Origin of the sequence: Terribacillus saccharophilus, from assembly GCF_002272745.1 — a bacterium.
Classification (GTDB): domain Bacteria; phylum Bacillota; class Bacilli; order Bacillales; family Amphibacillaceae; genus Terribacillus; species Terribacillus saccharophilus_B.
In genome coordinates, this window is sequence record NZ_NPBD01000007.1 from 469,667 (window position 1) to 495,429 (window position 25,763).

General features: G+C 43.7%; 22 protein-coding genes. 12 read left to right on the forward strand and 10 right to left on the reverse strand.

What is annotated here, in order from left to right:
* Positions 1-6 precede the first annotated feature (6 nt).
* Positions 7-912, reverse strand: a complete 906-nt coding sequence (locus tag CHH58_RS09540; protein WP_095227949.1) for a GDSL-type esterase/lipase family protein — start codon at positions 910-912, stop codon at positions 7-9.
* A 486-nt stretch (positions 913-1,398) separates the two neighbouring features.
* On the opposite strand from CHH58_RS09540, the gene CHH58_RS09550 reads away from it, so the two are divergent.
* Complete coding sequence (locus CHH58_RS09550; protein WP_095227951.1) at positions 1,399-1,650, forward strand: hypothetical protein; 252 nt, start codon at positions 1,399-1,401, stop codon at positions 1,648-1,650.
* 7 nt (positions 1,651-1,657) lie between these two features.
* Here CHH58_RS09550 and rarD read toward each other — a convergent pair whose 3' ends face one another.
* Positions 1,658-2,578, reverse strand: coding sequence for an EamA family transporter RarD (gene rarD / locus CHH58_RS09555; protein ID WP_095227953.1), 921 nt, complete (start codon positions 2,576-2,578; stop codon positions 1,658-1,660).
* 173 nt (positions 2,579-2,751) lie between these two features.
* Between rarD and cls the strand changes: the two genes are divergently transcribed.
* Positions 2,752-4,191, forward strand: a complete 1,440-nt coding sequence (gene cls, locus CHH58_RS09560) for a cardiolipin synthase (RefSeq protein ID WP_038563923.1) — start codon at positions 2,752-2,754, stop codon at positions 4,189-4,191.
* 31 nt (positions 4,192-4,222) lie between these two features.
* Positions 4,223-4,762: an acyl-CoA thioesterase gene (locus tag CHH58_RS09565; protein WP_095219259.1), complete on the forward strand. Its 540-nt coding sequence runs from the start codon at positions 4,223-4,225 to the stop codon at positions 4,760-4,762.
* A gap of 40 nt (positions 4,763-4,802) precedes the next feature.
* On the opposite strand, the gene CHH58_RS18780 is transcribed toward CHH58_RS09565, so the two are convergent.
* Both CHH58_RS18780 and CHH58_RS09575 read right to left on the reverse strand, forming a co-directional pair.
* Positions 4,803-5,630, reverse strand: coding sequence for a methyl-accepting chemotaxis protein (locus tag CHH58_RS18780; RefSeq protein ID WP_283162807.1), 828 nt, complete (start codon positions 5,628-5,630; stop codon positions 4,803-4,805).
* Between the two features lie 100 nt (positions 5,631-5,730).
* A complete protein-coding gene (locus CHH58_RS09575) occupies positions 5,731-7,335 on the reverse strand; it encodes an HsdM family class I SAM-dependent methyltransferase (RefSeq protein ID WP_170937576.1) in 1,605 nt (534 codons plus the stop codon).
* A gap of 240 nt (positions 7,336-7,575) precedes the next feature.
* On the opposite strand from CHH58_RS09575, the gene pdxK reads away from it, so the two are divergent.
* The 3 genes from pdxK to CHH58_RS09590 all read left to right on the forward strand — a co-directional run bounded on the left by pdxK (position 7,576) and on the right by CHH58_RS09590 (position 12,033).
* On the forward strand, positions 7,576-8,385 hold the full coding sequence (gene pdxK / locus CHH58_RS09580; RefSeq protein WP_095262427.1) for a pyridoxine/pyridoxal/pyridoxamine kinase: 810 nt from the start codon (positions 7,576-7,578) through the stop codon (positions 8,383-8,385).
* Positions 8,386-8,451: 66 nt separating this feature from the next.
* A complete protein-coding gene (locus tag CHH58_RS09585; protein ID WP_095262428.1) occupies positions 8,452-10,344 on the forward strand; it encodes an ABC-F family ATP-binding cassette domain-containing protein in 1,893 nt (630 codons plus the stop codon).
* A 450-nt stretch (positions 10,345-10,794) separates the two neighbouring features.
* A complete protein-coding gene (locus CHH58_RS09590) occupies positions 10,795-12,033 on the forward strand; it encodes an aminopeptidase (protein ID WP_095227961.1) in 1,239 nt (412 codons plus the stop codon).
* Between the two features lie 43 nt (positions 12,034-12,076).
* Here the strand turns inward: CHH58_RS09590 and recQ are convergent, their stop codons facing one another.
* The 3 genes from recQ to CHH58_RS09605 form a co-directional block, all read right to left on the reverse strand.
* Positions 12,077-14,197, reverse strand: a complete 2,121-nt coding sequence (gene recQ, locus CHH58_RS09595) for a DNA helicase RecQ (protein WP_095262429.1) — start codon at positions 14,195-14,197, stop codon at positions 12,077-12,079.
* A 115-nt stretch (positions 14,198-14,312) separates the two neighbouring features.
* Entirely contained in the window at positions 14,313-15,644 is a 1,332-nt protein-coding gene (locus CHH58_RS09600; protein WP_095227965.1) for a hemolysin family protein, read from the reverse strand.
* A gap of 119 nt (positions 15,645-15,763) precedes the next feature.
* Positions 15,764-15,943 (reverse strand): SE1832 family protein, encoded by a 180-nt coding sequence (locus CHH58_RS09605; RefSeq protein WP_095219278.1) that lies wholly within the window; start codon positions 15,941-15,943, stop codon positions 15,764-15,766.
* Positions 15,944-16,006: 63 nt separating this feature from the next.
* Here CHH58_RS09605 and CHH58_RS09610 point away from each other — a divergent pair, with 63 nt between their 5' ends.
* Positions 16,007-16,846, forward strand: coding sequence for a GNAT family N-acetyltransferase (locus CHH58_RS09610; protein WP_095234126.1), 840 nt, complete (start codon positions 16,007-16,009; stop codon positions 16,844-16,846).
* 36 nt (positions 16,847-16,882) lie between these two features.
* Here the strand turns inward: CHH58_RS09610 and CHH58_RS09615 are convergent, their stop codons facing one another.
* The 3 genes from CHH58_RS09615 to CHH58_RS09625 form a co-directional block, all read right to left on the reverse strand.
* Positions 16,883-17,944: a bifunctional 3-deoxy-7-phosphoheptulonate synthase/chorismate mutase gene (locus CHH58_RS09615; protein WP_095262430.1), complete on the reverse strand. Its 1,062-nt coding sequence runs from the start codon at positions 17,942-17,944 to the stop codon at positions 16,883-16,885.
* 318 nt (positions 17,945-18,262) lie between these two features.
* Positions 18,263-19,471, reverse strand: coding sequence for an MFS transporter (locus CHH58_RS09620; protein WP_095227971.1), 1,209 nt, complete (start codon positions 19,469-19,471; stop codon positions 18,263-18,265).
* 13 nt (positions 19,472-19,484) lie between these two features.
* On the reverse strand, positions 19,485-20,579 hold the full coding sequence (locus tag CHH58_RS09625; RefSeq protein ID WP_095227973.1) for an AI-2E family transporter: 1,095 nt from the start codon (positions 20,577-20,579) through the stop codon (positions 19,485-19,487).
* Positions 20,580-20,751: 172 nt separating this feature from the next.
* Between CHH58_RS09625 and CHH58_RS09630 the strand changes: the two genes are divergently transcribed.
* The 5 genes from CHH58_RS09630 to CHH58_RS09650 all read left to right on the forward strand — a co-directional run bounded on the left by CHH58_RS09630 (position 20,752) and on the right by CHH58_RS09650 (position 25,667).
* Positions 20,752-22,470, forward strand: a complete 1,719-nt coding sequence (locus tag CHH58_RS09630) for a phospho-sugar mutase (protein ID WP_095262431.1) — start codon at positions 20,752-20,754, stop codon at positions 22,468-22,470.
* Between the two features lie 259 nt (positions 22,471-22,729).
* Positions 22,730-23,518 (forward strand): TerC family protein, encoded by a 789-nt coding sequence (locus CHH58_RS09635; protein WP_095227977.1) that lies wholly within the window; start codon positions 22,730-22,732, stop codon positions 23,516-23,518.
* Positions 23,519-23,637: 119 nt separating this feature from the next.
* Positions 23,638-24,093: an OsmC family protein gene (locus CHH58_RS09640; protein WP_095227979.1), complete on the forward strand. Its 456-nt coding sequence runs from the start codon at positions 23,638-23,640 to the stop codon at positions 24,091-24,093.
* Positions 24,094-24,123: 30 nt separating this feature from the next.
* Positions 24,124-24,537, forward strand: a complete 414-nt coding sequence (locus tag CHH58_RS09645; protein ID WP_038563964.1) for a Fur family transcriptional regulator — start codon at positions 24,124-24,126, stop codon at positions 24,535-24,537.
* A gap of 110 nt (positions 24,538-24,647) precedes the next feature.
* Positions 24,648-25,667 carry a metal ABC transporter solute-binding protein, Zn/Mn family gene (locus CHH58_RS09650; protein ID WP_095260365.1) on the forward strand — a complete coding sequence of 340 codons (1,020 nt, stop codon included), beginning with the start codon at positions 24,648-24,650 and terminating at the stop codon, positions 25,665-25,667.
* Positions 25,668-25,763 lie beyond the last annotated feature (96 nt).

Sequence of the window (25,763 nt, forward strand, 5' to 3'; positions counted from 1 at the left end):
ACCTGCCTATTCTTCGTCTTCCTGTATAACGGGTTTAATGCTTTCCAGTACCCGTTCTGCAACTTTTCCATAACCTATTTCATTTGGGTGGAAGAAGTCTTCTGATAATAAGTTTGCTGTTTCATTTTGGAATAAATCAGCTGTTTCGATATAATGCTGGTCGTTTTCTTCTGCGACTTGCTTGCCGATATCATTATAATCACTAATGATTGTACCGAGCTGATCCTCGATTTGAGGGAAATACTCCTCAAAAGGATTATAGAAGCCAATCAAATATACTTCAGCATCAGGATTCAGCGTATTGATTTTGTCGAATATTTCTTTCATTCGTTCCTCATAAGATGGCATAGCCGCGCTATAGTCATCATAATCCAATTCGGTGAAGTGATCCTTCGTCACTTTCATGATATCATTGGCACCGATTGTAATCAGGACAACATCAGCATTCTCAATGGAGGCTGATATGACAGGATCGTCCAGTCTTTTCAGCAGCTGATCTGTTCGATTACCGCGCTTACCAAAATTATCAATTTTCACGCGATCATCCGTCTGCTCAAAGGTCTGCTGAAGAATTCCGACATAGCCGCCATTCTCCGTCTCATCGCCGACTCCTTGGGTCAAACTATCACCAACAGCAGTAATATGCAGATCTTCCTTGATGAAGAGGCCGAGCGTATCCTTCAGCAATCGCTGGAAAGCATCTTTTATGTCTGAAGAATTCTCCGCTTCTTCTTCAGATGCAGCAGGGTCTTCATCAGGATTTCCGGGGGAATCAGTTTCACTTGGAACGACCTCTGTAGGAGCATTGGTGACTGTTGCTTTTTGATTAGATGCAGCTAAGACAATCACTGCGCCGATGACGATAGCGAGCAGAAACGATGCGATAATCAGGTAGATCTTTCTTCTTTGCAAGCATCATCACCCTCGTTTGGTAGAAATATAGTTACGTATTCCCGCTGTTAAATTCCTTAGACAGGGGTATACGGTAAAATACAATTGTAAATTGGATGTAAAATTATATCTTACTAGATTTAAAGGAAGTTGAATAGTGGGAACAGCTGGCACGTGATGTTTCACGAGATGGGTAGCTGGGAACAAAATCTATAAAAGCATGAAGGAGGAACATACTAAGAATACAGTGTTATCCCGAATAACGATGTGTCTGGCTGGTACGTGAAGATGGAAAATGTAGCACCGATGGAATACCATCGCAGATGATGCCGTTCTGGAAGCGGAAGGACTTGCTAAGGAAAGTGCGTCTAGCAAACTTGTCATCTATGATGCAAAACAGGAAGTTGAGGAAGAACGGCAGTTTTAAAAAAATACCGGCAGGAAATGCCGGTATTTTATAACCGTTTGGGCAGTTCGTGAATAAGCTGAACAGCAGGAGGTGCAGGTATGGATTTTTCCTTGCTGTTGTTAGCTTTTTCTGGAATTGCGCTGCTTAGTATCGGAGTACTGCGTCATTTCACGAAGAACCCGTTCGTTTTATTCATCCCAGCCGCTGTAACGGCTTTGCTGCTGCTTGTTACCAGTTTATTCTCCTTCTTGTTTCAAGAGGAGATCATCAAAGGGACATTATATATCTTTGCTACTATCTTATGTGGATTATTTGTGTTATTGCTTTTCTTGCCACCTTTTCGTAAATAAAGGTGGCTTATTTTACAGTTTGGGCTTGTTTGAGCTGCTTTGTGGTCAGACGCTTCAGCCGGATGCCCGAAATGGTATATAGGACTAGAGCGCCCCAAATACATGAAAAAGCAATCAGATGTGCATGCGTGAATGCTTCACCGAATAAAGTGACACCTAAGAGAAGCATGAGTGTCGGTCCGATATATTGAAGCAAACCTATTTGTGTTAAAGAAAGTCTGCGGGCTCCATGGGCGAACAGCAGAAGCGGTGCGGCTGTGGCAGCCCCAGATAAGAATAGTATAATCGCTGTACCTGTAGGAATAGGATCACTATGTGCTGCAGGCACAAAGAGCAGATACAAAATGGCCAGCGGGGTGACGAACATCGTCTCGATTGTCAGACCAAACATCGGCGGAATTGTCACGACTTTTTTCAGTAAGCCATAAACAGCGAAACTGATTGCCAGCAGGAATGATACCCAAGGAAATACACCATAACTGAAGGTCAGATAAATAACTCCAAGAGCGGCAAGGATAAAGCTTACAATTTGCAAGCGGGTGCTTTTTTCCTTCAGGACAATCATGGCAAGCAATATGCTGATGAGTGGATTTATATAATAACCTAAGCTGGACTGCAGAACATGTCCGGAATTTACCGCCCAGATAAAGACGAGCCAATTTAGGCTTACGGTCAAGGAAGCTGCGAACAGACCCCAGAATGCGCGTTTATCTGAAAATAAATCCTTTATTTGTTTGAAAAATGGCCGGATTTTACCTAGCAAAAGGACCACAAGTATCATCGTGACAAAGGACCAGACGATTCTGTGAGCCAACAGATGACCTGCATCTATTTCCCCTAGTAAATTCCAAAATAGCGGCAGTATGCCCCACATCACGTATGCGATTGCTGCATACACGACACCGGACTTGGATGATTGCGATTGCATGTTATTTTACGCCCCTCTTTCTATCTCTATATGATTTAAGTGTAAGGTTGGGTTTGACGCTTTTCAATACTTTTGTTCCTTTTGGAGTTACAAGAAGTTGTCAACGCTTTATGTGATACTATATATTAGTATGGGTAATTGGAAATATGCTACATATGAAGGGAGACGCTCATGTGCATATATTTGCGTATTTATTAGGATTATTAACTATCATAAATATTCTCCTGGCACTAGCGATTGTTTTCCTGGAAAGGCGCGATGCCAGTGTTACATGGGCATGGCTGCTCGTACTCGTTTTTATTCCGGTTGCGGGCTTCGTAATTTATTTGCTCTTCGGCCGCAAGCTCTCGGGCAAGATATTCACCTGGGATACAAAATCCAGACTTGGGGTGAAGAAACAAGTACAGGCCCAATTACGCGCCATTGAGGAAGATACATTTGTCTATAAACAGGAGGCCGTCAAGGAATACAAGGATCTTGCCTACATGCATCTGCGTAATGATGATGCGATTTTGACTCAAGGGAATGATGTGGAGCTGTTCACGGATGGCCAGAAGAAGTTCCATGCGCTGCTGCATGATCTTTCGCAGGCAAAGGACCATATCCACCTTTTGTATTATATTGTGCGAAGCGACAAGCTTGGCGAACGGTTGGCAGATGTACTGATTAAAAAGGCGCAAGAAGGCGTAAAAGTACGCTTCTTGTATGACGACATGGGGTCGCGAAGTATCAAGAAGAATTATGTTCGCAGGCTCGTGAAAGCCGGTGTTGAAATCGAAGCTTTCTTCCCGTCCTTCATTCCGAAGATCAATCTGAAGCTCAATCACCGAAATCACCGGAAATTGGCAATCATCGATGGAAAGGTTGGCTATATTGGCGGCTTTAACATCGGGGATGAGTATTTAGGTTATGATCGTAAATTCGGCTATTGGCGTGATACGCATCTGCGGATCACCGGAGAAGCCGTAAGAGCAATGCAGACACGCTTTATTCTAGACTGGAACCAAGCCTCCCGGCATGATATTGAGTATGAAGATCGCTATTATTTGTCTGAACCAGCCGGTAATGTGGGAGTGCAGATTGTCTCAAGCGGACCTGATTCGGAATGGGAGCAAATCAAGCATGGCTATATCAAGATGATTCTCTCTGCAAAGAAGTATGTGTATATCCAGACGCCATACTTCATACCCGATGAGAGTCTGGCAGATGCGCTGAAGGTTGCTGTGCTGTCAGGGGTAGACGTCCGGATTATGATTCCGAACAAGCCGGATCACCCATTCGTTTATTGGGCAACTTACTCGAATGCAGGCGACTTAATCAAGGCAGGTGCCCAAGTTTATATTTATCAAAATGGCTTCCTGCATGCGAAGACGATTGTTGTAGATGACAAGATATCTTCTGTCGGGACAGCTAATATTGATGTCCGAAGCTTCCGCCTGAATTTTGAAGTGAATGCATTTTTATATGATCAAAATACGGCAGGGGTATTGAAAGAAAAATTTGAAGAGGATATCCTATTATCAACACAGCTTTCACATAAACTATATAAACAGAGATCAAATTGGATCCGATTCAAAGAATCCCTTTCGCGTTTGATCTCCCCGATCTTGTAGCCTAAAGTATGGCGGAAAGAAGGAACCCATAGTGAAATCGAAACCATGTATCGCATCTTTGACAGTTAAAACGTCCCATGTACTTCCTCCTGATACGAACAGCCACGGTACGCTGTTCGGAGGAACGCTTATGGCTCATATCGATGACGTAGCGGCAATTGCTGCATACCGCCATGCTAGACAGCTTGTTGTAACAGCTTCAACCGACAGTGTAGATTTCCTTGCACCGGTAAAAGTAGGAGATACAATCTGTGTAGAAGCATTTGTTACATGGACGAATAATACCTCCATGGAAGTTTTTGTAAAAGCAGTAACAGAGGATTTGCGCACAGGAGATAGAAAGGTATCAGCAACTGCATTCGTGACAATGGTTGCGCTGGATGACAATAAACAGCCGATTGTAGTACCAGAAGTATTTCCGGAGAGCCCGGAAGAGAAGTGGCTGCATGATGGTGCGCCGCAGCGTGCTGCCTACCGTAAGGAACGGTTGAAACGCTCCAAGGAGATGGCAGTGGCATTCGGAACTGACTATCCATGGTATCGTAACGACGGTCGTAATTTCGAAGAATAATAAGTAAGACGAGCCTGCTTTCATGCTAGGCTCGTCTTTTTTATGTCAGGATATTCTTCTCTGCATATTCACGCAAGTCAGCGGCTGTTTTTGTCAGTGTTTCAATTTCGGTCATAAACTCAGTTACTAGTTTGGCTTCCTCTTGGGAAGAGCTTGCAATCTCCTGGAAGTCATTCTGCATCCGGTTGATGGAATCCTTTATTGCACGTAGTGTTTCTTCGATACTGACAGTTGCGTTCTTTGATTCAATACTGAGCTTGCGGACTTCTGTAGCCACAACCCCAAAACCGGCACCAGCACTGCCGACGCGCGCTGCTTCAATGGCTGCATTGAGGCCGAGAAGGTTCGTCTGCTCGCTGATACCTTTGATTGTTCCTGCGATATCTGTTATCTTGGCAGAGTGAGCCACCGTATTGCGTGTATTCTCTGAGATTTGCTCAGTCGTTGCGGACAGCTCCTCGGAATGGGCTGCGATATGCTGTATCTTTCCGAGTAAAGCATCGGTGGCGCTTTCCATACTGCTGATAATGTCTTTGAACAAATCTTGCTTAGCCGTAGTCACTGCACAATTTATCCCGCCGATCACATTTCCGGCGTCATCTTTTATCGGGATAGAAATACTATCAAATGGTACACCGAATTGCTCTTTCGGTACCTTTACAACAGTGACGCCTTCCGGATTGACTTGCTTGAACTGCTTGTAGTCTTCGGGTAGTGGTTCTCCAGTCTGATGGCGGAAGTTAAGATCTGCACTTGGAGAATAATACAAATATTGCTCAGCATCAAAAATAGTGATCATAGCATCCTCTCTAAGGATTGCTTTTATATATGGTACTGCTGTGATGATTGCTTCGATTTTCTTTTCCAATGTTATCCCCCTTGTAGCTATACATTTACATTCGTATCTATCGGAGGAATTCAAGTAATAGTTTAGCGTTTTCGTCCATAAAAAAAAGAGGAGCTGTATTTTACAGCTCCTCTTCCTCAAATGGTTGTATCCAATTATGAAATAATGCATTCAGCAGCTGATAATTATGTTCCAATTCCCGCTGATCTCCGTCATGTATCGTTAAATATTCAATCCGTTCGTAGAGACTGCGTATTTCCTGTTTTTGTTCTTCCGAAAGTACTTGTACATCCAGTACTAAAGATGTATTCAAATCCTTCGGCTCCAGTTTCTTCAGATCTTTACCGTATTCCTTATGGGGATTTGCCATCAGCTCCTGCGCTCTCTCACTGAGGAAGTAAGCCATGAAAAGATCTGCATCCTCTTCATATTCCTCATAAAGATAAATGCCGATCAACTGGTCTAGATGGCGGACATTGGTTTTATTTCGGACAAACTGGATCTGCTTTCGGTTGAACACATTTACCAAGATAGGCGCTGCATCCAAAACAGGATACCTGTACCAAGGTTTACGGGAGCGGATGAGATGGCGCTGATCAACTCGATGGGTCTTTCCATCCTCCAGATACTGTACCAGCGCATGATCCTCTAATTGTTCATCATCTGCGTACAGCAAAAGCATCTGTTCGTCTTTTTGCACAAGCTGCTTGTAATCAATGTACGTAAAAAAGGGCTTCTTTAATTGAGCTGATTTAGAAATACAAGGCAGAAAATGCTGCTTACCTATGTTCCACTGGCGCATCTTGCTATTGTTGAAGCAGAAATACTGATTTGATCCAGTTTTTATACCGTGTTTAGCTGCAGCGAAATGGTTAAGCGGCAGCACGTTCTTGAAGCGTTTTTGGTCTTCCTGGTAGAAATGCAATCTCCACTTATCAGCGGGAATCAAATCCTGCCGATGATGAATGATACCGAGAGGCTTTTTCCGATCAGATAACATATATGTTGCTGCCTGCTGAAGCTCTTCATTGGATTGCGTACGGATAAACTCAATCGTATCACTTCTATTTGACTTATCGAATAACAGCAGAGAGCTGGTCGTCGCCGCTCCTTTGAACCAGCCCATTTGAATATCGGTGTTAATGATTATTTCCAGGCTGCTATCTTGCAGAAGATACTCTTTGATTTTCGTTCCATACCTGGCATTCAAGAAGTCCGAGGGTACAATAAACGCAGCACGTCCATTTTCATCTAATTGATGCAGAGCTTTCAGTATAAATAGACCGTACAAATTAGTATATGTAGAAAGCGAAACGCCCATATTCTGCCGGAATAAGTTTAAGTAGATCTCCTTTTCATCTTCGTTTCGGAAAGGTATATAAGGAGGGTTGCAAATAATAGCGTCATACGTTTTGTCCCAGCCATCCACAAGAAAATCATGTTTATACAACTGAATAGATGAATGGGATGAGAAAAAGTCCCTGTTAGCTTCCAGAATCTTTAAGTCTTCATCGTATGCATCAATATTATATGTAGTTGGTATATCTTTGACTAGCTTCCCCAGACCGACAGCAGGGTCAAGCAGCCGAGTGCCTTGCAGATTATGAAGCACCCACTGTTGCATTATGTCTGCAATATTATCGGGAGTGAAATACTGGCCATAATGCCGACGATGGAGCGCGGAACTCTTATTTAAATATGATTCTTCCAATTCATACTCTTCCAACAGGGAACACCTCCTAAAAAAATAGGTAAAAACAACTAGATTCATTGTATTACAAATCCAACATAGTTTTCCAGTAAAAGGAGGGATATTGACGAAAAACCTTATATAAAGCAGAATTCAACCAAAGTTAACTCTTCTATTTTTACAGGTATGCAGGCTGGTTGATAGAGATGGAGGAAAAGGAGTATAATACAACCAGTGATAAAAAATGACAGCATGTGTGCAAAAGGGGTAACGGACATGAAAAAAGCATTAACAATTGCAGGCTCAGATTCCTCTGGCGGAGCTGGTATCCAGGCGGATCTGAAGACGATGCAGGAATTTGGCGTATACGGAATGTCTGCTGTGACGACTATCGTTGCAATGGATCCTTATAATAACTGGCACCATAAAGTATTCCCAGTTGATGTGAATACAGTGAAAGAACAGCTGAACACGATTGTAGTAGGAGCTGGTGTTGATGCGGTGAAAACAGGAATGCTAGGTTCTCCAGAAATCATCGAATTGGCTGCAAACATGATCAAAGAAAACAACATCCCAAATGTAGTCATTGACCCGGTTATGGTATGTAAAGGTGCGGATGAAGAGTTGCAGCCGGAAAACACAGTTAGTCTTCGAGAGAAACTGGTCCCGCTTGCGACAGTCATCACACCGAACTTGTTCGAAGCTGCTAAATTGGCACAAATGCCATTGATTCATTCTGTGGAAGAAATGAAAGAAGCTGCGCAGAAAATTCATGCGCTTGGTGCAAAATATGTCCTTGTAAAAGGCGGCAGCAAGCTTGAGGCAGATAAAGCGATTGACGTGCTTTATGACGGAGAAAGCTTCGAAATTCTTGAAAGCGAGAATGTCGATACGACTTATACGCACGGTGCTGGCTGTACAAGTTCTGCAGCTATTTGTGCACTGTTGGCAAACGGCAGCAGTGTGAAAGAAGCAATTTATGAAGCGAAGACATTCATTACAGAAGCGATTCGCGGAGGCTTCCAGCTTAATCAATACGTAGGCCCTGTCAATCATGGTGCCAGAAAGTCCATGCCACAGCAATAAGCAGGGATGGATGAGGAAAAGCCGCCTGTACGGGCGGCTTTTTCCTTGTCCGGGAAGGAGGAGCACATGCGTATTTTTAGTGTAGAAAATCTCACAAAAACATATGGAGATAAACAGCTGTTTCAGGAAATCGGATTCCATATAGAAAGTCGTGATAGAATCGGTTTGGTAGGTGTCAATGGAACTGGAAAGTCGACATTGCTGAAGGTCCTAGCTGGTATCGAAGGTTCAGATAGCGGAAACATCGACCACAGCAAAACTTTTCAGCTGGCTTATTTGGCTCAGGAGCCAGAACTAACTCCAGGTAAAACCGTGCTGGAGGAGGTTTTTAGCGGGACTATTCCAATCTTGCAGACAATTCGTGCATATGAGGAAACACTCTCAAGCTTGGAGCAGGAGCCGGATAACGCTAAGACTCAAAATCGGCTGTTTACCCTTCAAGCTAAAATGGATGCAGAAGATGCATGGGATGCAAGTACTCAGGCAAAAACAATTCTGACGAAGCTCGGGGTCGATTATTATACGACTTCTGTCGATACTCTATCAGGCGGTCAGCGAAAAAGGGTAGCGCTGGCGAAGGCACTTATTCAGCCTGCTGATTTGTTGCTGCTGGATGAGCCGACAAACCATCTGGATAACGAGACAATTGAGTGGCTTGAAGGCTATTTACCTAGCTATCCTGGAGCTATCATGCTCGTAACACATGATAGGTATTTCCTGAACCGGATAACGAGCCATATCTTTGAATTGGAGATGGGCAGTCTTTATCGATATGAAGGAAACTATGAAACATATTTGACGAAAAAAGCAGAGCGGAAAGCTCAGACGCTTCTGGATCAAGAGAAGCATCAAAATACATTGCGCCGGGAGCTTGCGTGGCTGCACCGCGGAGCAAAAGCACGGACAACCAAACAAAAAGCACGGATCCAGCGAGTAGAACAGATGAAAGAAACCAAATTCCAGACACAGGATAACGAGCTGGACCTACAAGTTGGAGCGGCCCGTTTAGGCAAGAAGGTGCTGGAGGCAAAAGACATAACGGTTCAATTCGGTGATAAACCGTTATTCAGTCATTTCGATTTCCTTTTCAAACCAGGTGATCGCATCGGTATCATCGGTCCGAATGGAAGCGGGAAGACATCCCTATTGAATACACTTGCCGGTAGAATTCAGCCGACAGCAGGGGAAGTGGAGACTGGAGAGACTGTTAAGCTGGGGTATTATACACAGCTTCAGCAGGACATGGATCAGCAGCTGCGCATCATTGATTATATCAAGGAAGTAGCAGAGGTCATCCATACCGCGGATGGAAACATCATTACTGCAGAACAGATGCTGGAGCAATTCCTATTCCCGCGGAATCATCAATATACGTATATCCATCGTTTGTCTGGCGGAGAGAGAAAAAGACTGTACTTGCTGCGTGTATTGATGCAGGAGCCGAATGTCTTATTCCTTGATGAACCCACCAATGACTTGGACACGGAAACCTTAGGCATTCTTGAAGATTATCTGGATAGCTATCCTGGTGTCGTCATAACGGTTTCCCATGACCGTTATTTCCTTGACCGCGTAGTGGACCAGCTAATTCTTTTCGAAGGTGCAGGAGCAGTCTCAACGTTCTATGGCAACTATAGCGAGTACTGGGAAAAGGTTCAAGAACAACCAAAACTGCAGCAGACAAAGCCGGAGCCAGCTCAAGAGCAGAAAGAAAAGAAAAAACAGAAGCTATCTTACAAGGAACAGCAGGAATGGAATTCAATAGAAGATGAAATTGCTAATCTGGAAGAGCGACTCGAAGCGTGTGCCGAAGGGATAACAGAGGCAGGCAGTAACAGTGAACGTGTCCAGGAGCTGTTTACCGAACAACAGGAGCTGGAACAGCAACTGGAACAAAAGATGGAGCGATGGGAAGCATTGTCTATGCTAGTGGAAGAAATCGAAAGTCAGAAACAATAGAAAAGCGTAAGAAACCGTTTAGAAACGAAGCGGTAAGTAAGGGAGCCCGGAGTGAGATGTTTTTCCTCACGCAGGGATTCATTGCTTACAGCGCAGTTTTTGGTTTCTGGAGCTAGACAACAATAGAAAAGCGGAGGTGACCGTTCAGAAACGGAGCGGTAAGTGAGAAAGCCCGGAGTGGGCGCTTTAACCCACGCAGGGTTTTATTGCTTACAGCGCAGTTTCTGGTCACCGCAGCTAGATCATGAAAAGCGGAAAAAGCCGTTTAGGAACGGAGAAGGAAGTGAGAAAGCCCGGAGTGGGCGCTTTAACCCACGCAGGGATTTATCACTTATACCGCAGTTTTTGGTCTTTGGAGCTAGACATATAGGCATATTTCGTGCCAATTTGCGCATACTTTACTAGAATGGAAGAATAGTCTGAATTCAATGACGGGAAGGATTGATTCCAATGCCAGATAAGAAATTATTAGAAAAATATGCAGAGATCGCCCTACGTACAGGTGTAAATATTCAAAAGGATCAGCCGCTATTTATCATGGCGCCGATTGATGGTGCGGAATTTGTCCGTTTGATTGCGAAGCGTGCTTATGAGCTGGGCGCAAGTGAGGTACATATCAATTGGTCAGATGATACCCTGATGCTTTTGAAATATACGCATCAATCCGAGGAAGTGCTCACAGATATCCCTGATTGGTTGGTAGAGCAGCGTGCTTATTACATGAAAAAGGGTGCAGCACTTCTGCAGATCCGCTCCACTGACCCTGATCTTCTCAAAGATGTGGATGGAAACAAAGTAGCGCAAGCAACGAAAGCTACCGCGCAAGCATTGCAGCATCTTCGCCATTATACAATGAATGATATCGTTCCGTGGACGATTATAACTATTCCGACAGATGCCTGGGCACAGAAGATCTTCCCAGGGAAATCAGCAGAGGAAGCAACGAAGCTACTTTGGGACTCTATCTTCAAAATTGTCCGTGTTGATCAGGACGATCCGATTCAAGCGTGGAAAGACCATAATGCTACGCTGCATAATGCCCGCGACGTACTGAATGGCAAACGATACAAAAAGCTTCATTTCAAATCTGAAGGAACCGATTTGAAGATAGGCTTACCAGAAGGTCATATTTGGAAAGGTGGTTCTTCTACTACCGAAAGCGGCACTGAATTCAATCCGAATATGCCTACTGAGGAAGTGTTCACGATGCCGCATAAATACGATGTTGAAGGAACTGTTACAAGTAAAAAACCATTAATTTATGATGGAAATACGATTGATAACTTCACACTTACCTTCAAGGAAGGTAAGGTTGTTGATTATAAAGCCGAGGTAGGTCAGGAGACATTGAAGCACCTGCTGGAAACAGACGAGGGAGCTTTGCGTCTTGGAGAAGTTGCATTGGTACCGCATGAATCTCCAATTTCTCAGTCTGGTCTCATCTTCTACAATACGCTATATGATGAAAATGCTTCCTGTCACGTTGCTTTAGGAAAAGCTTATCCGACTACACTGGAAGGCGGAGCTTCCATGAATGCGGAAGAGCTTGATAAGCATGGGGTTAACGACAGTTTGACACATACTGATTTCATGATTGGATCAGCAGACCTATCCATTGATGGTATTTTTGCAGATGACTCATCCGAGCCCGTTTTCCGTGACGGCAGCTGGGCAATCAAGTTCGACTAAATAAAAACCCGCATTACTGGACTGAACCAGTAATACGGGTTTTTCAATGTTCTAAGATACCTTGGTGCACGAGTACAGCACGGATTGCATGATAGTCGCACGCTACATCCATTTGTTCTTTGATTTCCCGAAGCTTTGGAAGTTCATCATGCTGCTTCAGTACATCTAGAACAGCTGTCTCCTGCTCTGCTGTGAAAAATTGCTGTAGATCGAGCGGTTCTCCATCAGCATAGGCTTTGAACAGATGATTGCTGACAGTCATCGGAGTCAAGCCACGCTCTTTCGCTATTTCTTCCATGGAACTGCCTTTCTCAAACGCTTCAAAGCTAATTAGATGACTTGGATTATCTTGCTTTTCCTGTAGCAATGGCTTTTGATCACGGTTAGGAGCCGTTGCTGTCTGCTCATGCTGTTTTAGCACTTCAAGGAACTGCTCTCCATACTGTTCCATCCGTCTTTCTCCGATACCTTTAATTTCAAGCATCTCACTTTGACTATGCGGAACGTATCGGCATAGCTCCTTCAGTGTCGCATCCGAAAAGATGACGTACGGAGGAAGTCCTTCTGCCTGGGCAATCTCCTTGCGTAATTCCCGCAATTCTTGGAATAATGCTTCATCATAATCCGCTTCGGCTGTCTCTGTCGCTTTAGCAATCTGCATCATTACTTTCTTTTCGCCTTTGAGAATTTGGACAGCTTCATCTGTAAGTGTCAGAACAGGATATTTATCATCGGTTGGTGCAAGGATCATTTCGGCTGAAAGATAATGGATGAATTGTGTGATATCTTTTTCCGTTCGGTTTTTCATGATGCCGTATGTGGAAAGACTCTCGAGTCCGAATTGCATGATTCGTTTGTCCTTGGACCCTTTTAGTACCTTTGCAACCAATACGGCACCAAAGCGCTCATTCATTCGTTTGACACAGGAAAGTACCATTTGCGCTTCTCGTGTCATATCTGTTTTTTCGAATTCATTCAGACAGTTGCTGCATCTGCCGCAATCCTCTGGTATATGAGGATCTTGGAAATAGTGAAGCATATATGTCTGCAAACAGCTCTGCGTATGGCAGTAATTCATCATCTGCTGCAGCTTCTGATATTCCGCTTGTGTATCGGATGATGAATTTTCAATTAGGAACTTCAGTAAATGTACATCCTGCCCTGAGAAGAGCAGAACACAGTCACTCGGTTCTCCGTCACGTCCTGCACGGCCAGCTTCCTGATAATAGGCTTCCATATTCATAGGCAAGGCATAGTGCAGTACATAACGCACGTTACTTTTATCGATTCCCATACCAAAAGCATTCGTTGCGATCATAACACTGACTTCATCTTGGATGAAGGAAGATTGTGCTGCCTGACGGTCTGCTTCGCTCATACCAGCATGGTATGTGGCTGTTTTGACTCCTTGCCGGTCCAGGAACAAGGAAAGCTGATCGACTAGCTTCCTAGTCGGTGCATAGATGATACCGGTATCCTGCTTGCGTTTTTGAATGAAATCCAGGATGTAGCGCTCTTTATCTGCACCTTTAACTACTTGGAAGCGAAGATTATCACGAGCAAAGCCTGTGCGAGTCGTGAAGTCTTCTTCGATATTCAACAGTCTCTGGATATCGTCTGCTACCTGTGGCGTTGCAGTAGCGGTCAAAGCCATTACAGGCGGTGTCTCTGTCAGTTTATCGAGTATGCTAGTAGCGGATCTATAGCTTGGACGAAAATCATGGCCCCATTGGGAAATACAGTGAGCCTCATCAAAAGCTATCAAGCTTATCGAAATACGGCGAACCATTTGCAGAAAACGAGCATTTTCCAGTCGTTCTGGTGCCACGTAAAGGAAGGTGAAGGCACCTTGTGCGGCTTGCTGCATCGTCCATTCCATTTCGGCAGCTTCCAGTGTACTGTTTATATAAGCAGCAGGTATATCCATTGCTGTCAGTGCATCGACCTGATCTTTCATCAAGGAAATAAGCGGAGAGATGATCAGTGCAGTTCCTTGGCGCATTAATGCTGGCACTTGATAGCAGATTGATTTTCCTCCGCCAGTCGGCATGATGGCTAACGTATTTTCATTTTTCATCACATGCTCGATTACTTCGGCTTGTCCTCTTCGGAAGGTGTCATAGCCATAATAATCCTTCAATATTTGCTGCGCTGTAGCTTCCACGTTCAAAATCCTTTCTTATTTCTCATTATGTACAGCATAACATGATTAGGTGCTTCATCGCTTTTTAGTCGGAAAAATAAGAAACTGCCTGTATAGGAACAGGCAGTTTCTTATTTTAAACAGTTGCCTCGCTATGAGGGCGTTTTAATTCAATTTTGATTTTTTCCAGTCGATTATCCCGTACAGATTCTACAGTGAAGAGCATGTTTTCATATTCCACAACCGTATCGGCATCTTCATCTGGAATCGATCCAATGCGGCTTAGAATGAAGCCGGCTATCGTATCGAAGTTCGGAACATCGATATCTGTATCAAAGAAATCATTGAATTCATCGATCTGCAGGGAACCGCTGGCCATATACGTATTATCATCGATACGGGTAAGTTCTCCTTCGATTTCATCGTATTCATCATCTATATCTCCGACAATCTCCTCAATCATGTCTTCCATTGTGACGATACCAGAGAAGCCGCCATACTCATCAATCAGGATTGCAAGATGATTATGTGTCTGCTGCAATTCTTTTAGAAGATCATCAATGTATTTTGTCTCAGGTACAAAATGTGCTTCACGCAAAATTGCTTCGAGTCGGACTCCATCGAATCCATACTCCCGTACTGCTTTGAAATAATCCTTCATGTTCAAAATACCGACGATTGTATCGCTGTCTGTCTGGTAGACTGGAATTCTGGAGTACTTCTGTTCCAGCAGAATATCTGCGAGCTCTTCTGCAGGGGTATCAATGCTCAGTGTGAATGTATCTGTCCGCGGTGTCATGATTTCGCGTGCTATCTTATCATCAAGGTCAAAAACCCCTTTGATCATGCCGAACTCATCCGCATTCAAGATACCTTCCTGCTGTCCAGTCTGAGCGAGAAGCTTGATTTCTTCCCTGGAGACCTTCTCAGCTTCTGCATCACTTCCTACACGAGTGATTTTCACAAGTACATTAGTGGAGAAGGAAAGGAATTTAACGAATGGCATTGCGATTTTACTGATAAATAGTATCGGTGTGACAGAGAATCTGGCAATCTTCTCCGCGTTTTGAAGGGCAACCCTTTTTGGGAACAATTCACCGAACACAAGTGTTACATAAGACAGCAAGATAGTGATGACCACAACGCTAATTTGCTGTGCGTAAGGGATATCTCCCAATACACCAGCGAATCGATTTGCAAGTCCGGTAGCAGCTGAGGCACTTGAGAAGAATCCTGCCAGCGTAATACCTACTTGGATCGTAGCGATAAACTTACTCGGATCAGCAATAAGTTTTTGCAGCAGGGCAGCTTTCTTATCGCCTTCATCTGCTTGCTGTGAGATGCGGTTCTTATTCAGTGAGACCAATGCAATTTCCGCTGCAGCAAAAAAAGCATTCAGTACTGTTAAAATACCAATCAATACGAGTTGGAGTAAAACTGGACTCCCAGGATCATCCGGACTATTCATGTATAAAATCTCTCCCTTAAAAAAATAAAAAATGCGTTTTCAATGTATCCATTATACGCTTTTTCTATGTGTAATCCAAATACTGTGCATGTATTGTAGTATATCCGGGAACTTGGGAATTATTCCAGTGTCCGGAGTTGCTGGCGAAGCGATTTTATCTCGATTTCCATCGCCTCTAGCTGTTTTTCCATGTGGGCTGCGCCCGCACCGCTTGATGCCAGTTTATCAGCGTCTGCCTGCACACTTGCATACGTCATTTTCAATTCAGCCAGTTTGGTTTCCAGCTCTTGTTTATTCATATCATCACCTCTACACTTAGAATAGAAAAGAAGAAGTCTAAACGTCAAGCAGGAGGGGAAAGAATGCGTTTTATTCTGGAGCAGGATGTGAATCGGTTGCTTGTGAAAGCTGAATCATTTTTATTGAAGCATGAAGCAGAGAATAACTTACTTTTGGGTTTGCTTGGCAGAATGGCTGAGGGAGAAGATATGGGATCGGTTTTTGGTTATGGTGAGGATCATGATAGGATTCGCATAGTCTTCTTGCATACTAAAGGGAATCGAATCATTCTTTCTCATGATACAGTATGGACTGATGAAGAAGCTGCCGAGCTGGCTCATCTTGTACAAACATTGACGCCCAATCTTCCAGGTGTCATCGGACCTGTGCAACAAGCCAATCAGTTTGCGCGTGCTTGGCAGCAGCTTTACGGAAAGCAGATTAAGGTCCATATGAATCAGTTCATTTATCAGCTCGATACAGTCAAGGATGCAGGTGTTGCCAGAGGGGAGATGCGTGCGGCCAATAACGATGATTTTACTCTGTTGCGTGATTGGCTTGTACGGTTCGGAGAAGTTACTGGTGAGGATATGACGGAGGAGCGAGCAGATATCGTGATCGGCAGGCTGATAACTCAAAAGCGGATGTATGTTTGGATGGTGGACGGAGATATCGTTAGTATGGCGGGGTGCTCGAGAGAAAGCCGGAATGGTATTGTCATTAACGCAGTTTTTACTCCGGAAGAACAGCAGCGAAAAGGGTATGCTCAAGGATTAGTAGCAGCACTTTCGGAGAAATTGCTTCATGAAGGAAAACAGTTCTGCTGCCTGTTCACAAATGCGGATGATCCTGGTCCTAACAAGCTATATCAGAAAATGGGCTATCGCTGCGTGGCAGAAAGCTCCGCAATCGATTTTCAATAAAAAAGGACCGTCACATAAGTGACGGTCCTTTTAGTTTTAAATCTTGGCTTGGAAAGCAGCAAGTTCTTTATAGAATTTATCGAATGCCGGAATATCCATTTGCTGACCTGCATCAGACAATGCAACAGCAGGGTTCGGATGAACCTCAGCCATTACTCCATCTGCACCGACAGCAAGTGCAGCTTTTGCACATGGAAGCATAATATCTTTTCGACCAGTAGAGTGTGTTACGTCAACCATGACAGGAAGATGAGTTTCCTGTTTCAGAATCGGAACAGCCGAAATATCAAGTGTGTTCCGTGTTGCTGTTTCATATGTGCGGATACCGCGTTCGCAAAGGATGATTTGACCATTACCTTCGGAGTGGATATATTCAGCCGCTGCAATGAATTCTGAAATTGTACCAGACAGTGCACGTTTAAGTAGGATAGGTTTGTTGGTGCGTCCTGCTTCTTTCAACAATTCGAAGTTTTGTGCGTTACGTGCGCCGATTTGGATCACGTCGACAAAATCAAGTGCTTTCTCGATGTCGTGCGGAGTTACGATCTCACTGATGACAGCCAAATCATATTCAGCCGCTGCACGCTTCAGAATTTCCAAGCCTTCTACACCTAAGCCTTGGAAGTCATATGGTGAAGAACGGGGTTTGAAGGCACCGCCGCGAAGTAATTTAAGTCCTTTGTCTTTCAAGGATTCCGCTACCGCAGCCACTTGGTCATAGCTTTCCACAGAACATGGTCCAAAGACGAAGCTTGCTTTACCGGTACCGACTTTTTCACCCTTCAAGTCAATAACTGTATCTTCGTTTTTATAAGCACGAGACACAAGCATTGGGCGCTTGTTTGCAGCTTCTTCTTCTTTCGTCTTAGCTTGCATGACAGCCTTGAAGATAGCGTCCATTGTGGATTCTCCAAGCACACCAGCTTCATTCTGTGCTTTCAGTTCTGCCAGAAGAAGTTTTTCAGACTGGCTGCGTTCACTTTCAGGAAGATCCTTCAGCTGCTGCTTAAGGCTTGCCTGTTCGTTCAACAATTTCAACAGCTCGAAATGTGTTTGTTCGTACTGTTTTTTCAGCTCCAAAACATTTGTAGTCTGCATAAGTAGATCCTCCTTGTAAGTATGGAATACCTTAAATTATTCTTCAATAGCCCATTCAGCCGGAATCAGTTATCTTGCAAGCTTGAATTCCCGGTTCCCGGGGAAATCCCTTGCAAACCGCTACCGTTCTGAAACGGGTTATGGAAGAGACACAACATCAACATCGCTATCCGAAATAAATACAATGTTGAAAATATTATCCCTATACTACATGCTTTTATAAATAAATACAAATGAAAGCTCCAAAGTATGCAGAAAAAAGGACGATAGTACCTATTTACCCGCGTTTGCCGATTTATCTCATTTTTGTTGTATTCTTTATAATTTATTTACATTAAGAGCAGGCTGCCGATCTCTTCGACGCTTGATCACAAAATCGGTCAACGTGAACAAAAATACGAGCAAAAACAGGAAACTCGACATTTGGAACAGAGTAGATGTCGAAACAAATTGATGCAGAAGGCCAAGGATAACAGCACTTAAGCCGATGCCAAAATCGATAGATGAATAGTACATCCCATTGGCTATGCCGCTTCTCTCGACATCTGTCTTGGAAATTGTCCACGCTTGCAAAGCGGGGATCATAGACCCATAACCGAGCCCGAACAAGGCACCGGAGACGATGAAGTACCAATTGGCTGATGCTATGCTGAGTATCCACATAGCAAGGAAAGCAACAACGGAACAACCCATTATTAGAATCCATGGTCCTTTGGAATCGAACAAGCGGCCTGTAAATGGTCTAGAAACTGTTGCGCATAAAGCATTGGCCAAATAAAAGAGGAATGTACCCGTAAGCTGCTGTTCCTGTCCAAAAAGAACAAGATAAGTGACGATGGAACCGTACCCGAATGACGTAAGGAATGTAATGAATACAGGATAGGCGCTTTTCTTTTCGATTAATGATTTAAAAAATGAAAATTTCGGCGGTTGGGCCTGGTTTCGTGACAATGCTTCCGGCTCAGCATAACGTGTTAGTGCCAGGAATAGAAAAGCAATCATGCCAAGTATGATAGATACAAATATGAGCGTCCGAAAATTATAGGTCTGATAGAGGAAGATGCCGACACTTGGTGCGATGATCATACCGATTGTAATAGAGAGACCGAAATAACCCATGCCTTCTCCGACACGCCTTCTCGGTACAAGATCAACTGCAGCTGTGCCGTTTGTAGTGGTGCTCCATCCCCAAGCAGCTCCATGCAGAAAGCGGAAAATTAATAGAAGCGTAACGATTTGAGTGAAGGGATAAAGAATTGCACAGACGAGCAAAAGGAAAGAACCGATCAGTATCGGCGTTTTCCTTTTCTTCGTCAGCAGTACATGACCAATGAATGGCCTGATTAAAATAGCGGCAATCGAGAATGCCGTTGTTACCAATCCAACCTCCAAGCTGCTGCCGCCAATGGAGGCAATATACGGCGGCAGATTCGGCAGCAGCATCTGGAAGCTCATAAAAGTGAACAAATTGCCCAGCAATAAGAAAATGAAGGCTTTTGTCCATAAGGGAGGCTGATTGTTTACCATAGATTACTACCTCCTATTCTGCTTGAATTCCAGCAGCAGATTTTTTCTTCATCCTAGAATCGACCCATTCATGGTAGAAGTGGGAGATGATAGTCTTGCAAACCGCATAGAATGGAATGACGAACAGTAGACCGAGAAAACCGGCAATGCTTCCGGCTGCCAGTATGAGTGTAATAACCGTCAGAGGATGGATACTTAGTGCTTTTCCCATGACATTCGGAGAAATTAGGTTTCCTTCAATCTGCTGGGCAATAAGCATGACAACTGCTGCTAAGATAGCTAATTTCGGCTCTTGGAAGAAAGCAACCAGAATAGCAGGTACTGCTGCTAAGTATGGTCCGAGAAACGGAATGACGTTAAAGACCAGTCCGATAATAGCGAGAGTGAAGGCATATTTAAGCCCAATAATCGCATACCCGATAAATAGCATCGTACCGACACACATTGCTACGATGAACTGACCTTGGATGAAGGATGCCAACGTATGGTTCAGGTCCTCCATCAGCTTCTTCACACTTGCACCTTTTTTCTTATCAAAAAATTTTGTTAAAAATGGAATTAATTTTTCTCCGTCTTTAAGCATAAAGAATAAGAAAAAGGGTATCAAAACCAATGTGAACAAGAAGTTAATCAGGCTGGAAATAAATCCAATCAGATAACCTGGAATATCCTGCAGGCTGGACTGTAAGTTTGATGCATAATTCTGGATTGATTCCTCAACTTGATCAGGCAACGCAGAGTGATTTTCCTCCCAATAGTCCACAATGGACGTTAGTTGGTTTGTGATACCTGGGATGTTATTCACCAATGCCTGATATTGATTTTGTACGATTGGAGCAGCGAACCGAAAGACGAGATATACCAATCCAATCAGGAGCAGGAATATCGTTAGGATGGCTACCCATTTTGGGAAGCGGATCTTCTCTAGAAGCCGCACGAGCGGTTTAGTGATGTAGAATAGAAGGCCGGCTGCAATCATCGGGAATGCAATCGCTCCTATGTATGTAGCCAGAGGCTGGAAGATGAAATCGACTTTCGCAATCAACAGTATAAGTGTGAAAGTCAGAACAGCGGCCACAAGGCCTTGGAACCATTTTTTCTGAGTCAACTTAGATCAGTATCCTTTCCAGTTATTGATATAGCCTAGCATAGCATAGCCAGGCTATGGCGTAACCCATTCCACAAGTATTTGTTAAATTTCCAGCAGGATGGGATTTCGCGCCATTTCCACTTATAATGTGGTAGGATATCACTATACTTATTTTTCAGGAGGAAAGCACATGGTTTGGCAAGATACATATAAAAAATGGAGTACATTTAAAGCACTTGATCCGAAATATAAAGAGGAACTGACGAAGCTCGCTGATGATGAAGCAGCTTTGGAAGATGCTTTCTATAAAGAATTAACATTTGGTACAGGCGGTATGCGCGGTGTGCTTGGTGCGGGAACGAACCGTATGAACATCTATACTGTTCGCAAAGCTGTAGAAGGATTAGCAGTATATATGGAAAAGAACATTTCTGATTACAAGAATCGTGGCGTGGCGGTTGCTTATGATTCCCGTTACATGTCTCCAGAGTTCGCGGATGAAACGGCACGTGTTCTTGGAGCACATGGTATTCGTGCGCATGTATTCGAGTCTTTACGACCGACACCGTTACTATCATTTGCCGTACGGCATCTGAAAGCTGCTGCTGGTATCATGATTACAGCAAGTCATAACCCACCTGAATACAACGGATTTAAGGTTTATAACGAAGATGGTGGCCAAATTCCTCCTGAGCAGGCAGAAGCTATCATTGCTGAAATTGCGAAAGTGGAAAACGAACTGGCTGTAGAAGTTGAAGAACTGGAAACTATCCGTACAAATGGCTTGCTGCATGTTATAGGAGAAGATGTGGACAGTGCCTACCTGCAGCAACTGAAAATGATCTCGAATATGTCTGATTCCGCGAAAGAGCAATTGGACAAGCTTCAAATCGTCTTCACTCCGCTGCACGGAACATCTCATGATCTAGTTTTGCGCGGCTTGGATCAGCTTGGCTTCCAAAATGTACATGTGGTCAAAGAGCAAGCGCAGCCGGATCCGGAGTTCTCTACAGTTGAATCTCCGAATCCTGAAGAACATCAAGCTTTTACACTTGCAATGGAGCAAGGGCAGGAAATTGGAGCGGATGTACTGATTGGAACTGATCCGGATGCAGACCGCCTAGGAGTTGCAGTACAGGACGGAAAAGGTGCATATCAAGTGCTGACAGGGAACCAGCTTGGTACTTTGATGCTGGATTATGTGCTGGAGAATGCTTCAGAAGGTGATCTGCGCAATGGAAAACTTGTCAAAACAATCGTAACGACTGAAATGGGCCGTGCGGTAGCAGCTTCATATGGCGTCGATACAATTGATACGCTTACTGGTTTCAAGTATATCGGAGAAAAGATAAAGCAATTCGAAACAACAGACGAGAAATTTTTGTTTGGTTATGAAGAGAGTTATGGCTATTTAATCGGTGACTTTGTTCGCGATAAAGATGCAGTTCAGGCTGCTATGATTGCTTGTGAAATGGCTGCCCACTGGCGCGCACAAGGCAAAACATTGCTTGAAGCATTGCATGTATTATATGAAAAGCATGGCTTCTTCCTGGAGGATCTTCATTCCATTACGCTAAAAGGTAAGGATGGCGCTGCTAAGATTGCCGCTATGATGGACGCTGTCCGTGCAGACACACCACAAAAGCTTGGTGGCCTGAATGTACTTGCAGTGGAGGATTATTCCACACAAACACGCCTTAATCTTGATTCTGATACAGAAGAGCAGCTGACGCTTCCGAAGGAAAATGTAATCAAGCTTTTCCTCGAGAAGGATAGTTGGGTGTGCTTGCGTCCATCTGGAACAGAACCGAAAATAAAGAGCTATTATGGCGTTAATAGTGCAAGCCGCGAAAACAGTTTAGAGCTGTTAGAAAAGCTGAAAGCAGATCTTGGCAACTACCTGCAATAAATTGTTGACATTCTTCTGATATTCCAATAGACTGAATGTGTGATAAGCGCAATATGCTTTTAAAGGGGAGTAGCTGTACAGTAAAGTCGTCATTCCGAGAGAAATCTCCGGCTTTATTGGCAACTCAGACGTTGTTAGCGAGACCTTTACCTTCTTGGTAAAGGTCTCGCTTTTTTTAAGTAAAAAGTGTTACGCCTTTACTAAGTTGGGGTATGATTGCAAAGATAATCGCATACTACACTTAAAGGAGCGTAACTACATGGATGCACAATTACTTTTTGAGTATGGCTGGGTTCTGATCGTCCTTGTCGGGCTGGAAGGTATTCTTGCCGCAGATAACGCATTAGTACTCGCAATCATGGTAAGGCATTTGCCTGAAGAACAACGTAAAAAAGCACTTTTCTATGGTCTAGTCGGAGCATTTGTTCTTCGCTTCGCCTCTCTATTCGTCATTTCCTTCCTTGTTGATGTATGGCAAGTACAGGCGATCGGTGCGGCGTACCTATTGTTTATTTCCATAAAAAATCTGTACGACAAATTCAGTGCCAAGAATAATGACGTGGCAAATAAGAAGCCGAAAAAAGAAAGTGGCTTCTGGATGACAGTTTTGAAAGTCGAACTTGCTGATCTTGCTTTTGCCGTCGATTCCATTCTTGCAGCAGTAGCACTAGCTGTCGCACTTCCGCCAACCGGAATAGGTAATGTAGGAAGCTTGGATACTGGACAATTCGCTGTCGTCCTAGCAGGTGGTATGATCGGTATCATCATCATGCGTTTTGCAGCGAATGTATTCGTAGATCTTCTCCATACAAGACCTGCTTTAGAAGTAGCAGCTTTCATTATCGTAGGCTGGGTTGGGATTAAGCTTGTCGTTAGTACGCTTTCCCACGAAGCACTAGGCGTACTGCCGCATGACTTCGCACACTCTACAGCTTGGAAACTTACATTCTACGGTATATTAGTAGCGATCGCCGTAATCGGCTGGATTGTATCCGGTAAGAACAAAGTGGAGCATAAGAAAGAGGATTCTGCTGAAGGAACTGAATAAAAAGGAAGACCTTCTACTTAATGGTAGAAGGTCTTTTTTTTGAACAGACATTTTGTTTTTCTAGCTCATAAGCGTTAAAATAGAAGGTAGTATACAGATAGCAGAAGGGGACGAGTACCATGTCAGAACATCATTTTCATTTAGCGGCAGCCTGGCCAGGAGGCAGAAACAGCTCTGGTTCGATTGAAGCAGGAAACCTGAAGACGGAAATCAGCATTCCGCCTGAAATGGGTGGACCTGGCATTGGTACGAATCCGGATGAGATGCTGCTCGGTGCAGCAGCTACTTGCTACATCATCACGTTAGCAGCAATGATTGAACGTGCTCATTTGCCGCTATCATCCATGAAACTGGAATCAGAAGGTATTGTCGACGAAACGAATGGTGTGATTACCTACAAGCGAATCATCCATCGACCTACAGTGTATTTGAAAGAAGAGGCGACAGATAAGCAATTCCAGATGCTGGAGAAGCTTGCCGTTAAGGCGGAAGAAAGCTGTATGATTACAAGAGCAATTAAAGGCAATGTGGAAGTCAGCTTAGAGGCAGACCTGAATATCGAGAAAAACTCTTAATAATCTTGCAAGATAAAGGACGGAAAGCGTATGAATAGTGAACGTGCGATGCATATTCTGAAAGAAAATGGCTTTAAACAGACAAAGCAGCGCGAAAAACTGCTGGATATTTTTCAGAAACGATCCCAGTATTCCGCGGTGACCGATCTTTGGAAAGAATTTCGTGAGGATTTTCCGAGTGCCAGTTACGATACCGTGTATCGTAACCTATATACAATGGCCGAACTTGGTATCCTGGAGATGACAGCAATTGACGGAGATAAACATTTCCGTTTTCACTGCAATATAGAAGGCCATCATCATCATTTTATCTGCAAACAATGTGGCATTACGAAAGCAATTGATGTCTGTCCGATAGCAGATGTGAAAACGGTGCTACCGGGTGGTTATACAATAGAAAACCATAATTTCGAAGTGTATGGCATTTGCCCTGCCTGTCAATAATTGATAGGCAGTATTTTTTTGTGGACGAAACGTAATTATTACCGTTTACAAATAGTAATGGTTACGATATAATCTCGATTAGAGCTTATATGTAACGGGAGGAAATCATTTTGAAGAAATCATTACTTTTAATCAGTACAGCCTTACTTTTAGTTCTGCTTGCAGCTTGTTCCGATGGCGGCAGTCAGGATAGCAGTGAAGACGGGAAAATGAAGATATATACAACGATTTATCCGATTCAGTATTTTGCTGAACGAATCGGGGGTGACCAAGTAGAAGTGGAGTCCGTGCTGCCGCCAGGTAGTGACGCACATAACTTCGAACCAACGTCGAATCAGATGGTGGATATTGCTAAATCAGATGCATTCCTTTATTCGAGTGATGAGCTAGAAACATATGCTAAAACGATTGCTGATGCAGTAGGAGACGAAGATGTTAAGATAGCGCAATTAGCAGATGGTATCAACTTACTTCCTTTCGACGAAGAGCATGATCATAGCCATGAAGCTACTGAAGAAGAACATGATCATAGTCATGAAGCTACTGAAGAAGAGCATGATCATGAAGAAGAAGAGGCTACAGAAGAAGAGCACGATCATGGCAGCATTGATCCACATTACTGGCTTGATCCAGAGCGTGCAAATCAGATGGCAGAGAATATGAAAAACACGCTTGTTGAGCTTGATCCAGATAATAAGTCGACATATGAAGACAACTATACAGCTGTAGCAGAAGAATTAGACGAGCTTGATCAGAAATTCCAGCAGGCTGTAGAAGGTAAGGATAACAAGAAGATCATCGTTTCCCATGCAGCATATGGATACTGGGAGGATCGTTATGGTATCGAACAAATTGCTATAACTGGTCTATCGCCGACAAATGAACCTTCACAGAAGGAACTGGAGGAAATTATCCATACTGCAGAAGATAACAAACTGAACTATGTGTTGTTCGAACAAAATATCTCGCCGAAGGTTGCAACCATTGTTCAAGATGAAATCGGAGCTGACGTACTCAGAATCCACAATCTAGAGACGGTGACAGAGGATGAAATTGATGCAGACGAAGATTACTTCAGTCTGATGAATAAAAATATCGAAACGTTGGAGCAAGCTTTGACGAACGAATAGAGGCTGGATAAAAGTATTTCAGCTATACGAAAACCCGAACTTTGACGTGAATCTTGCGTAAGTTCGGGTTTTTGATTGGTGCTCAGTAATATTATT